Consider the following 12,151-nt stretch of genomic DNA (forward strand, 5'->3'; position numbering starts at 1 on the left):
TTTGTCTATATATTACTTTCTTGGGTTTTTAACTTCAGCATGCGCAGCAGCAAGTCTAGCTACTGGAACTCTGAATGGTGAGCAGGATACATAGTTTAATCCTATATTATGGCAGAATTCAACTGAAGATGGATCCCCACCGTGCTCTCCACAGATACCAAGCTTAATGTTTGGTCTTGTAGCTTTTCCTTTTTCTGCAGCCATTTGAACAAGTTGACCTACACCTGTTTGATCTAGTTTTGCAAATGGATCAAACTCATATATCTTCTTGTCATAGTAGTGCTTTAAGAAGTTACCAGCATCATCTCTTGAGAAACCAAATGTCATTTGAGTTAAGTCATTTGTTCCGAAGGAGAAGAATTCTGCTTCTTTAGCTATTTCATCAGCAGTTAAAGCTGCTCTTGGTATTTCTATCATTGTACCAACCATGTACTTAAGGTCAACGCCTTTTTCCTTGATTATAGCATCTGCAGTTCTTGTAACTACATCTTTAACATACTTTAATTCCTTAACTTCTCCAACAAGAGGAATCATTATTTCAGGAACTATATTGTAGCCTTTTCTAGCCTTAACGTTTATAGCAGCTTCTATAACGGCTCTTGTTTGCATTTCAGCTATTTCTGGGTAAGAAACTGCTAATCTACATCCTCTATGACCCATCATTGGGTTGAATTCATGTAAAGATTCAACAGTTGCCTTTAGCTCTTCAAAAGTTAAGCCCATTTCTTTAGCTAATGCTCTTATATCTTCATCTTCATGAGGTAAAAACTCATGTAGTGGTGGATCTAAGAATCTTATTGTAACCGGTCTGTATTCCATAGCCTCGTAAAGACCTTCAAAGTCTTCTCTTTGCATTGGAAGTAATTTTTCAAGAGCTTTTCTTCTTTCAGCCTCATTTTTAGCTACTATCATTTCTCTCATAGCAGAAATTCTGTTTTCATCAAAGAACATATGCTCAGTTCTGCAAAGACCGATACCTTCAGCGCCGAACTTAACAGCCTGTTGAGCATCTCTTGGAGTATCAGCATTAGTTCTAACCTTAAGTGTTCTTATCTCATCAGCCCAAGCCATAAATGTTCCGAAGTATCCTGTTATTTCAGGTTCTACAGTCTTTATTGCTTGACCGTATACATTTCCTGTGCTTCCATCTATTGATAGGTAATCATTTTGGCCTAATACTAAACCATTTACTTCAACAGTTTTAGCTTCTTCATTAACTTTTAAATCTCCACAACCTGCAACGCAGCAAGTTCCCATACCTCTAGCAACAACTGCTGCGTGAGAAGTCATTCCACCTCTTACAGTTAAAATACCTTCTGCAGCAACCATTCCTTCGATATCTTCTGGAGAAGTTTCAAGTCTAACAAGAACTACTTTTTCTCCCTTTTCAGCTCTTTCCTTAGCTTCTTCAGCAGTAAAAGTTATTTTACCACAAGCAGCTCCTGGAGAAGCTGGAAGACCTTTAGCAATAACTTTTGCAGCCTTCATATCAGCAGCATCGAATGCTGGGTGAAGTAAGCTGTCTAGTTGCTTTGGATCAACTTTAAGTATAGCTTCTTCTTTAGTACACATTCCTTCTTCAACTAGATCAACAGCAATTTTTAAAGCAGCTTGAGCTGTTCTCTTACCATTTCTAGTTTGTAGGAAATAAAGTTTGCCATCTTCTATAGTGAACTCCATATCCTGCATGTCTTTATAGTGGTTTTCCAATGTGTGTACTATATCCATAAATTGTTTGTAAACTTCTGGATTTCTTTGTTCAAGAGTAGAAATATCTTCTGGTGTTCTTATACCAGCTACAACGTCTTCTCCTTGAGCATTCATTAAGTACTCAGCATATATTTTCTTTTCTCCTGTAGATGGATTTCTTGAGAATGCAACTCCTGTACCAGAAGTTTCTCCCTTGTTACCAAATACCATTGCTTGAACGTTAACTGCTGTTCCCCAGCTTGAAGGTATATCGTTCATTCTTCTGTAAACAATAGCTCTTGGGTTATCCCATGATCTAAATACAGCTGTAATAGATTCTATTAATTGAAGTTTAGGATCTGAAGGGAATTCTTCTCCCTTGGCTTCTTTGTAGAAAGCTTTGAACTTTTTAACAACTTCTTTTAAATCATCAGCATCAAGTTCAGTATCAAGCTTAACACCTTTTGCTTCTTTAACTTCGTCTAATATGTTTTCAAAGTTTCTCTTTTCAACTTCCATAACAACATCAGCAAACATTTGTATAAATCTTCTGTAGGAGTCATAAGCAAATCTAGGATTTCCTGTTAATTTTGCCATAGCTTCTACTGTATCATCATTTAATCCAAGGTTAAGTATAGTATCCATCATACCTGGCATTGAAGCTCTAGCTCCTGATCTTACTGATACAAGCAATGGATTTTCTACACTTCCAAATTTCTTTCCTGATATTGTTTCAAGCTTAGTCATAGTTTTATGAATTTCATCGATTATTTCTTGAGCAATAACCTTTCCGTCATCATAATACTTATTGCAAGCCTCAGTAGTTACTGTAAATCCTTGTGGAACTGGAATACCTAAAATAGTCATTTCTGCTAGATTAGCACCTTTTCCACCAAGGAGTTCTTTCATTTTACCAGTACCTTCACTAAAAAGGTAAACATACTTTTTATTTTGCATGTTTGTAACACTCCTTTGTATTAAAATTTATATACTAACGGGTTGTTTTTTGTCCCGGTTAGGTCATTAAAAATAAATTAGTTAGCTTCAGTTAGCTTCACCTAATTTAACAAATAATTTTGTAATATTGGTTTTGGATATTTTTCCTATTATTTTCAAGTTCTCTTTTGAACCATCAAATACTCTTTCAACTACAGGTAGACTGTCTACCTCATGCTCCATTATTCTTTGAGCAGCTAAATAAGCAGTATCCTCTTTTTCCACAAATACAATATTAGGCATCCTTGTCATTATAACACCAACAGGAACTTTCTGCATATCTGTTCCGCCCATAGCAATTTTAAGAAAATCTTTTCTTGAAACAGCCCCTAGAAGAATTCCATTATTTTGAATAAATAAAGTTCCTACATCATTTAGGAACAAATGAACTATAGCATCATATACTGTTGTATTTTCATCAACAACAATTGGATTAGACATAACATCTTGAACTTTAATGTTTCTTATGTATTCATATACCAAGCTGTAGGAAGGCTTCTTTGAATATATGTATCCTACCTTAGGTTTTGCTTCTAAGATACCTGTCATAGTTAAAATAGCTAAATCTGGTCTTAGAGCAGCTCGCGTAACATTTAACTTTTCAGCTAAGGCTTCACTTGTAACTGGTCCATTGTTCTTAACTAATTTAATTATTTCTTCCTGTCTTAGCGTAAGTTTAATGCTGTTCACCCTCTTTCCCAATAATACAACGATATTATAGCATGTTAAACAAATAAATTATACACTACTTTATTTATTTTTTCTCTAATTTTATAAAATATTCCTGTTTTAATATACTTTTCTTAATATTACTCTTATTTTCTTTAGTTTTTATAATTTGTAATAATGCATAATTTTTATCATGCTTTAAATATTTTACCTAAGTTTTTATACAATTTCAATATATATTTTAAAACTATATAGCAAATAAAACCAGCAATAAAATATTGCTGGCTAAACTTAATTATTTTTGTTCTGTATTTTCTGTGTCTTCAAATTTAACTGTGTAAGTGTAAACAGTTTCATTTTCCTTCGTTTCTTCTTCACTTTTTTTACCAGTAAATTTTTCTTTAACATCCGAAGCTACATCATTAACTTTATCTTTAACTTCTGAAGCTACATCATTAACCTTTTCTTTAACGTCCTGCATAGTAGCTTTAATAACTTTATTTATTACTTCTACGGAACCATCCTTTTTTGTTATTTCAATGGTTATATTTGTAACAACAGCACCAATCACACCAATTGCAATTAGAGGAGCCCATATCGCTGCTGCTACAATTCCAACGGCAATTCCAGCATTTACTGGCATATCTACTAGTATTTTCTCATCTTTTTTTATCTTGATTCTAGTAACATTACCCTTGTTTATTAATTCCTTTATCCATGATAGAAATTCATCTTTAGTTGTATATATATTATCAAAAGTGGTTTTTTTATTTTTTTCTATATAAATAATTGCATCAACGACATTAGCATCAGAAGCTTCCAACGCCTCTTTTGCTTCAGCATAAGTAGCACCTGTTCTCTCTCTTACAATATCAATCTTTTCTAACGTAATATCATTCATTATCTTCCACTCCTTTTATATAATTAAACACGTCTAAACTATTTGGTTTCCTTGAAAAATTGTTTGAAATAACATATGTCAGAAGCTTGTAAAGCTCTTCTTTTGTTTCTTTATTTAATGAAAGTCTATATATATTTTCTATAGGAGCATCAATTAGATACTTTAAGGCATTATATCCGGCGTAGCTTATATTCATACCCCTGCTTCTATTACAATCCATACAAACTCCGCCAAGATATTCAAGGCTTATGAAATTTGAACTGTTCATTCTTTTTTTGCATATAGAGCAGTTATCTAAATTAAATCTAAACCCAGAAAATAGCAAAAGTTTTACTTCAAATGCTCTTGCTAAAAGCTCAAAATCTACAGCTTTATTCTCCATCAAATAAAAAGCTGAGACAAGAATTTTAAACAATTCTCTGTTGCTCTCTTCTTCAACTAAAGCTATATCTATTAATTCGCAAAAGTAAGAAGCATAAGTTAAACTATTTAAATCATTGAGCAGTGATTGAAAAGAGCTAATTATTTCACCTTCGTTTATAGTATATAAGTTTCTGCCCTTAAAAACTACATACTCTCCAAAACAAAAAGGAAGTGTAAGAGGCATTATTTTGCTTTTACCTTTTTTTGCACCTTTTGCTACAGCCGAAATTTTACCCAGCTTTTCAGAAAATAAATAGACTATTTTATCATTCTCTTTTAAATCTATTGTTTTTATAACCATTGCTTTACTTTTGAAAATTGACAGAACATCATCTCCTATATGTTAGTATACCCTATAACAATAAAATATTTATCTTCAAATAACTTTTAATTAAAAAACATTTTATTTATATCCTAACTCTTTTAAGAGGCTAGAATTATCTCTCCATTCTTTTTTAACTTTTACCCAAAGTTTAAGATAGACTTTCGTACCAAGAAGTTTTTCTATATCCTGTCTGGCGTAGGTGGAAATCTTCTTTAGCATTTCACCACCCTTTCCAATTATAATACCCTTATGTGAATCTTTCTCGCATAATAAAGTTGCCTCTATGTTATATATATTATTATCTTCTTTTTTCATCAATATGATTTCTACTGCTATACCATGAGGAACCTCTTGAGTTAAAAGTCTTAAAGCCTTCTCCCTTATAATTTCGGAAACTAAGAACCTTTCCTGCTGGTCTGTAATCATATCATCAGGATAAAATTTAGGTCCTTCTTTAAGATATTTTGTCATAAGTTCTAAAAGTTTATCAGTATTTTTTCCTTTTGCAGCTGAAATGGGAATAAATTCAGTAAAGTTAAAGAACTCTGAATAATTTTTTATAGTTTCAGCTACCCTATTCTCCGTATTTTCATCAATTTTGTTTAGCACCATGATAACCGGTATTTTCAAATCACGTAATTGCTCTAATATAAATTGATCACCTTTTCCAACTTCGATATCTGGAGTAGTCAAGAAAAGGATTTCATCAACTTCCTTGAATGTGTCTCTTGCAGACTTAACCATATATTCGCCAAGCTTATGTCTAGGTTTATGCATTCCGGGGGTATCAACAAATACGATTTGATAATCTTCTTTAGTTAGTATAGTTTGTATATTATTTCTTGTGGTTTGAGGCTTACTTGATACTATAGATAGTTTTTCTCCCATCAAATGATTTAATAGTGTTGATTTTCCTACATTTGGTCTTCCTATTATTGTTACGAATCCTGATTTAAACATTGTTTGTCATGCACTCCTTATATCACTCTTTTGTTATTTATTCAAATCTTTTTTAGTAAATGCTCCTGGTAGAACATCATCTAAAGTTTTAACTATAAAATCCTCATTATTTTTAGCCAGAATTACTGGAATAGTTCCATCTGCAAATTCAGATATAACCTGTCTGCATATTCCGCATGGATAAGTATAAGTTGACGTATCTCCAACTATAGCAATTGCTTTTATAGATTCATAACCTTCTGAAACAGCTTTAAATATAGCTGTTCTTTCAGCACAGTTTGTTGCTCCAAAAGAAGCATTTTCTATATTACATCCTGAATAAATTGTTCCATCCTCAACTAAAATAGCTGCACCAACTTTAAAATTTGAATATGGTACATAAGCTTTTTCTCTAGCTTCTAAAGCTTTAGAAATTAGGTCTTTATATTCCATAAATGTTACCTCCGAGTATCAATTTACATTAAATTCTAAAACTTGTATATAAATTATAACACTATTTCAAAGTATTTCAACTTTATTTATGTAAACTCATTCTATCCAAAAATTTTAAATAAAAGAATTGTGAGTAAAGTTCCAAATACGGCTCCGGCCAAGACCTCTAAAACTGAATGAATGCGCGAATCAACTCTGCTCTGAGCCACAATAAACGCTAAAAGATAACTCAACAAAATCGCTAAAGGATCTTGTGATATTAAAGCAATTGTCGTCGCCAGACAAAAGGCAATTGCGCTATGTCCGCTTGGCATTCCTCCTCTAAGGGGCGTACCTTCTCCAAAAACAGCCTTAATAACTAAGGTGGAAATCAGGACAATAATTAATATTATAAATATCATATATGGATCAGACTGCTTAATTTTTCTTATAACAATAAAACTAAACTGATTAAGTCTATCCCAAAATATTATATATCCTACAACAACTGCATTAATAGCCGTTATAAGTACCGCACCTGCTGCTGTATTTTTTGCAATCTTAGCTAATGGGTGATAATAATTTGCGGCTACATCTATAGTACACTCAATTGCTGTATTAAACATCTCAGCTACTATAACCATAGTTATTGTTATAGTAAGAATAAGAATTTCTAATTTTTTGAGATCATAAAAAAAACATGCAGTTAAAACTAAAAGTGAAGAAATCATATGAATTCGCATATTTCTCTGCGTTCTCACTGCATGTATTATACCATTTATAGCATAATTAAAGCTGTCTAAAAGTTTTCTTACCTTCATAAAACATTCTCCTCAATTGTTCTTCTTTCTGAGACAATGCTATCTGGCTATATTAAATTCTTGTAAAATATATTCTTCCCTATCTCTCATGATTATTTTTTCATCCTCCTCCATGTGATCATATCCAAGAAGATGAAGTATAGAGTGAACGGATAAATAGCAGACTTCTCTAAAGAAAGAGTGCCCATATTCTTCACATTGTGCCTTTGCTCTCTCCAAAGATATCGCGATATCACCCATAACAAGCTTACCCTCATCAAAATAACTGTCATCGAAACTAAAATTTTGATAAACATCTTTGTACACCTTATTCTTGGGATACTCCAGCATCGGAAAAGATAAAACATCTGTTTCTTTATCTATTTTTCTATATTCTTTATTTATAGTTCTAATTTCACTATTATCTGTAAATATTAGGCTTATTTCATAGTCTATTAATACTTTTTCCTCTTTAAGTGTAAAATCAATAATCTTTTCTAATAAATCTTCAAGTTCATTGGTTACTTCTATTTTATTTTGTCTGTTGTCAACTAAAAGCATGCTTTTACTCCTTTATAATTTAACTTCTATTGTGTTTTTTGAGGTTACATTCCACTTATCAGTAGGATACTCAATTCTCTGATGATATATTCCTGTCAATGTTTTTAAGAAAGCTTCTTTAATTTTATTCAAATCCTTCAAAGTTATATCACAATTATCCAATTGTCCTTCATTTAGCCTGTTTTTCATTATATTATTAACCATTTCCTCTATTTTAGTCTGAGTAGGTTCATTAATAGACCTTACAGCTGCTTCAACACTATCAGCAAGCATAATTATACCAGCCTCTTTTGAATGAGGTATTTGACCTTGATATCTAAAGTCAGCTTCTATTACTTCTTCAGGGCTTTCACTTTTATTTTTAGCTGTTATGTAAAAATATTTAACCAAAGAAGTTCCATGATGCTGTTCTATAATATTGTGAATTACTTTTGGAAGTCTATATTCTTTAGCAAGTTCTAATCCATCCTTTACATGAGATATAATAATTAATGCACTTAAGTTAGGGGTTATTTTATTATGTGGATTATCATTACCTATTTGATTTTCTTTGAAAAAATATGGTCTTTTAATTTTTCCTACATCATGATAGTACGAACAAACTCTAGCCAGGACCGGGTTCCCTCCTATGGCTTCTGCAGCTACCTCAGCTAAATTGGCAACCAATATGCTGTGATGATAAGTTCCTGGCGCTTCAAGCAAAAGCTTTTTAAGTAAAGGGCTATTGGGGTTTGACAATTCCAGCAATTTAATATTGGTAACAATATCAAAAACACTTTCAAATAGAGGTAAAACACCTATTGTAAGTATTCCAGATAATCCGCTCCCTATTAGAGAAAAACCTGACTTGGTAAGATTGTCCTTTATATTATTACTAAGTAAAAATCCAATCGAAAGTGTAGTTATCACATTTATTACAGCAATATACAAGCATGAAAAAAGTATATCATTTCTCTGCTGTAGCTTTTGGATAATAAGAGCACCAACTACTGCATTAAGTAATGCAATAATAAGAACATCTGAATTAAAATTCATTGCACCACTAATAAAAACTGCATTAATAACACTTACTGTTAAGGATATTTTATAATTCAAAAGAAGAGTTAAGAGAATAGGCGCAAGAGCAAATGGAATTAGAAATGGTGATACCATTCCTAAAACCCTTGCTAATATAAGAGATATACAATTGATAACATTTACCAAAAGGAATTTGCTCCAGTCATTATAAATATTATTTTGATATTTATAAATATAAAAACTTTGTATAAATAAGATTAGAGCAATAATTACACCAAGGCTGATATATATATACCACTCATACTTAGTGTTTGTATTTATTAACCCAACACTTTTAAGAGTCGCATATTTTTCAGGAGTTATTTGTTCACCTTCCATAACTATTATTTGATCTTTTTTTATTGTTACTGGTGGCGTATTATTAATAGCATTATTTCTCATTTCATCTGTTTTCTCTTTATCATAAAAAGAATTATGTTTTACGAGTCTAACGCCAATAGCAGTCCCCAAATCTCTTGTAGACCTGGAAAACTTTGATTTATTGAAATTCATTTGCACAATGTCTTGTGCTTTTTTTAAATTTTCATTATTCACTTCAGTACTTAAGTTGGGGTTGAATTGTATACTCAACTCATAAACATCATTCATAGTCTCTATAAGGGAATTCTTTAAATTAACTAAGTCTATATTATTTAAATTAAGCAGCGTATTTGCATCTTCCTCTGACAATCCAATATTTGAGGTATTAGCCAACTGTACAGCTTTCTCCTTTATATCTATATTGCTTTCCTTAAGCTGCATAGCCTTCGCAAATACTGTATTAATAGTGTTTATTGCATTATCCTTAACTTCTGTTTTTATAGTATATTGTGGAGGAACAAGGCTTACGGCTTCTTTTTTCCTAGCTGATGTACTTGCCTCGTCTATGGTGTTTCTTTGAGCTCTTATGCTGACCTTGGCTATTTCACCTTCTTTAATATCATATGTCTTAGTACTTAAAGAAGTTATTAAAGTAAAGTATATAATTAAAAATGTACATATATAAATTATAATATGCCTTACTTTATTATTTACTAAAAAATCCTTGAAGTTTATAGTCCCCACAACTATCCCACCTTTTGTTTTTATAGACCTTTATCATTGGAGTTTTTGAGCAAGTGCAATATTTTCTTCGGCCACAACTAATACACGAACCTTTACATTATCTCCATTAGGTTCTGACTGTACTTGTTTGTCAACTACCTTAATTGATTTGTCTAAAGATTGAACGATTTTTGAATACAATTCCTCAGCAGTGGAATCAACCACTTTTTGCGAATCCATATTGTATTTCGTTTCTTTAACTTCATAATATATCTCTTTCTTAATAAATCCACTATTTTCTACTATTTTATCATAACTTTTAAATTTATTTATACTATTTTTAAAATAAATCTTTTTACCTAGAACTTCTATATATAAATTTTCTATTTTATTTTCCGTTCTTTCTTTTTTTACGCCCTTAATTGGAACTTCTTTAATTTGCTCATAAAAAGTTCTAGCAATTACATTGCCGCTGGCATGAACAGTATATGTACTTCCTTCTTTACCTTGCTCTCCTTTTACAATGATATCTCCCGCCTTAACAGTATCACCCTTTTTTACAGTTGGTGAGCCTGCTGAGGTATATACCCTTACTATTTGTCCATCCTTTTTTGCAACTAAATTACATGGTTCATTATCAGTTATAATACTTGGAGGAGTAACTTTATCAATCACCTTCACATAAAGTCTTGAGCCGTCAACACGAGCGTTAAAATACATAATATTTTCATTGCTCTTTATCATATTATCCTGAAGCTGATACACATTAACTTTACTTTTTCTTATTCCGGGCATAACTCCATAATTAATGAGTTGTTGCCTTATCTCATAAGGAGATAAATTATTTTCTGTCTGTATGTCTATTGTCCAAATAAATCCAGATAGAAAATACAATATAAATACAAATATGAATACGCCTCCTACAAGAGCAAAACGCCTTCTTATTTTCAATAAGAAGAAAGTAACCCCTTTCCTATTAACAATCTTAATTTTACTTTTCGTCTTTTGAGCAATGTCTTCAATAAGGCTGAAATCTTTTAAATTAATATCCATAACTATAGTAGTTATGCTTCTTTTTCTTATATTTTTGATTTGAATATTATTTTTCCAAGCTAAGTTCAAAAACTTTTCAGGAATGTGGGATTGAATTTCGACAGTCATAGTTCCTCTTTTAAATTTATTAACCTTACTCATTTCCTTCATACACCACCGATTTAAATTTTCCTCTGACAGTTAATGTACTGCCTCCCATAAATAATATTTCAAACCCACTTCCATATATATCTATTACACCAACATTAGAATTTATTTTTATTTCCTTTTCATCAAAAAGTATTACTCCTTTATGATTCTCTATAATTATTTCGTTGTCGCCAGTTATAACTATTTTAGGTATATTAAGTACAACATCTCTTGGTAAATCCAATTTTTCCGCTATGGTTTCCTTTGTTCTAGATAATCTGTCCTCCACGCTTTACACCCCTAGAAATTACTTCATACTAAATTTATGAACCTATTAGATAATAAATGACAACAAAAAATAAAAAAGGTTCAGTTTCCTGAACCTTTAACACGTTTTATTATTTATTTAAATGTTCTCTTACCATTTGACTAACAAGCTTGCCATCAGCTCTTCCTTTTACTCGCGGAGCTAATACCTGCATTACTTTTCCCATATCTTTTATGCTATTTGCACCAACTTCAACAGCTGCATCTTGAATAAAAACTAAAATTTCTTCTTCTGTTAACTGCTGAGGAAGGTATTCAAACAAGATTTCAATTTCATCATTAGATTTATCAACTAAATCTTGCCTGTTTCCTTTTTCAAATTCTTGAATAGCTTCACGTCTCTGTTTAACTTCCCTGGCTAAAACTTCAATGATTCCATCATCATCAAGGCTTAAACCATCAGTTTTTTCAACCTGTAAAACAGCCGCTTTAGCCATACTTATCGTATCAGCTCTAAATTTATCTCTAGCTTTTAAAGCTTGCTTCCAATCTTCTTGCAGTCTTTCTTTAAGAGACATCCTTAGTACCCTCTTTCAAAGAATTCTATTTAAACTTTCTCTTTCTTGCAGCTTCAGATTTCTTTTTTCTTTTTACACTTGGCTTTTCATAGTGTTCTCTCTTTCTTACTTCTGAAAGAACTCCTGCTCTAGCGCATTTTCTCTTAAATCTTCTTAATGCACTATCTAGTGATTCATTTTCTCCAACTCTAATTTCTGACATATCTTATCCCTCCCTCCGCTAGCACAAATTAACTAATAAAAATTAAATGCAGCATCTGTGGGCTAAATAGCACATTTTTTATTATAC

At 31.7% G+C, this 12,151-nt stretch carries 13 protein-coding genes; all 13 read right to left on the reverse strand.

The features are described from left to right. Positions 1–12: 12 nt before the first annotated feature. The 13 genes from ppdK to rpsU all read right to left on the reverse strand — a co-directional run bounded on the left by ppdK (position 13) and on the right by rpsU (position 12,064). Positions 13–2,646, reverse strand: a complete 2,634-nt coding sequence (ppdK, locus tag JK636_RS05230; RefSeq protein ID WP_202747769.1) for a pyruvate, phosphate dikinase — start codon at positions 2,644–2,646, stop codon at positions 13–15. 87 nt (positions 2,647–2,733) lie between these two features. Continuing rightward, positions 2,734–3,375, reverse strand: coding sequence for a transcriptional regulator CcpN (gene ccpN, locus JK636_RS05235; protein WP_202747770.1), 642 nt, complete (start codon positions 3,373–3,375; stop codon positions 2,734–2,736). A 274-nt stretch (positions 3,376–3,649) separates the two neighbouring features. Continuing rightward, positions 3,650–4,255, reverse strand: coding sequence for a DUF4342 domain-containing protein (locus tag JK636_RS05240; protein ID WP_202747771.1), 606 nt, complete (start codon positions 4,253–4,255; stop codon positions 3,650–3,652). Beyond that, entirely contained in the window at positions 4,248–5,018 is a 771-nt protein-coding gene (gene recO / locus JK636_RS05245) for a DNA repair protein RecO (protein ID WP_202748747.1), read from the reverse strand. Before recO ends, JK636_RS05240 begins: the two co-directional genes overlap by 8 nt. Before the next feature lie 63 nt (positions 5,019–5,081). Beyond that, positions 5,082–5,963 (reverse strand): GTPase Era, encoded by an 882-nt coding sequence (gene era / locus JK636_RS05250; RefSeq protein ID WP_202747772.1) that lies wholly within the window; start codon positions 5,961–5,963, stop codon positions 5,082–5,084. Positions 5,964–5,996: 33 nt separating this feature from the next. Then, positions 5,997–6,395 carry a cytidine deaminase gene (locus JK636_RS05255; protein WP_202747773.1) on the reverse strand — a complete coding sequence of 133 codons (399 nt, stop codon included), beginning with the start codon at positions 6,393–6,395 and terminating at the stop codon, positions 5,997–5,999. 101 nt (positions 6,396–6,496) lie between these two features. Next, entirely contained in the window at positions 6,497–7,195 is a 699-nt protein-coding gene (locus JK636_RS05260) for a diacylglycerol kinase (protein ID WP_202747774.1), read from the reverse strand. A 39-nt stretch (positions 7,196–7,234) separates the two neighbouring features. Next, positions 7,235–7,735 carry an rRNA maturation RNase YbeY gene (gene ybeY / locus JK636_RS05265; RefSeq protein WP_202747775.1) on the reverse strand — a complete coding sequence of 167 codons (501 nt, stop codon included), beginning with the start codon at positions 7,733–7,735 and terminating at the stop codon, positions 7,235–7,237. A gap of 12 nt (positions 7,736–7,747) precedes the next feature. Further along, complete coding sequence (locus tag JK636_RS05270; RefSeq protein ID WP_202747776.1) at positions 7,748–9,856, reverse strand: HDIG domain-containing metalloprotein; 2,109 nt, start codon at positions 9,854–9,856, stop codon at positions 7,748–7,750. Positions 9,857–9,889: 33 nt separating this feature from the next. Next, entirely contained in the window at positions 9,890–11,038 is a 1,149-nt protein-coding gene (yqfD, locus tag JK636_RS05275; protein WP_202747777.1) for a sporulation protein YqfD, read from the reverse strand. Then, positions 11,022–11,306: a sporulation protein YqfC gene (yqfC, locus tag JK636_RS05280; RefSeq protein WP_202747778.1), complete on the reverse strand. Its 285-nt coding sequence runs from the start codon at positions 11,304–11,306 to the stop codon at positions 11,022–11,024. The genes yqfD and yqfC overlap by 17 nt, the downstream gene beginning before the upstream one ends. Positions 11,307–11,415: 109 nt before the next feature. Beyond that, entirely contained in the window at positions 11,416–11,862 is a 447-nt protein-coding gene (locus tag JK636_RS05285) for a GatB/YqeY domain-containing protein (RefSeq protein ID WP_202747779.1), read from the reverse strand. 25 nt (positions 11,863–11,887) lie between these two features. Continuing rightward, positions 11,888–12,064: a 30S ribosomal protein S21 gene (gene rpsU, locus JK636_RS05290; protein ID WP_021657240.1), complete on the reverse strand. Its 177-nt coding sequence runs from the start codon at positions 12,062–12,064 to the stop codon at positions 11,888–11,890. Positions 12,065–12,151: the final 87 nt, after the last annotated feature.

Origin of the sequence: Clostridium rhizosphaerae (assembly GCF_016765585.1) — a bacterium.
In the GTDB taxonomy this organism is placed as follows: Bacteria; Bacillota; Clostridia; order Clostridiales; family Clostridiaceae; genus Clostridium_AT; species Clostridium_AT rhizosphaerae.

What these genes read in the sequence shown, in the direction of transcription:
- ppdK (WP_202747769.1), bottom strand. Translation starts at nt 2,646, where the DNA reads ATGCAAAATAAAAAGTATGTTTACCTTTTTAGTGAAGGTACTGGTAAA.
- JK636_RS05240 (WP_202747771.1), bottom strand. Translation starts at nt 4,255, where the DNA reads ATGAATGATATTACGTTAGAAAAGATTGATATTGTAAGAGAGAGAACA.
- era (WP_202747772.1), bottom strand. Translation starts at nt 5,963, where the DNA reads ATGTTTAAATCAGGATTCGTAACAATAATAGGAAGACCAAATGTAGGA.
- JK636_RS05255 (WP_202747773.1), bottom strand. Translation starts at nt 6,395, where the DNA reads ATGGAATATAAAGACCTAATTTCTAAAGCTTTAGAAGCTAGAGAAAAA.
- JK636_RS05260 (WP_202747774.1), bottom strand. Translation starts at nt 7,195, where the DNA reads ATGAAGGTAAGAAAACTTTTAGACAGCTTTAATTATGCTATAAATGGT.
- ybeY (WP_202747775.1), bottom strand. Translation starts at nt 7,735, where the DNA reads ATGCTTTTAGTTGACAACAGACAAAATAAAATAGAAGTAACCAATGAA.
- yqfD (WP_202747777.1), bottom strand. Translation starts at nt 11,038, where the DNA reads ATGAAGGAAATGAGTAAGGTTAATAAATTTAAAAGAGGAACTATGACT.
- JK636_RS05285 (WP_202747779.1), bottom strand. Translation starts at nt 11,862, where the DNA reads ATGTCTCTTAAAGAAAGACTGCAAGAAGATTGGAAGCAAGCTTTAAAA.
- rpsU (WP_021657240.1), bottom strand. Translation starts at nt 12,064, where the DNA reads ATGTCAGAAATTAGAGTTGGAGAAAATGAATCACTAGATAGTGCATTA.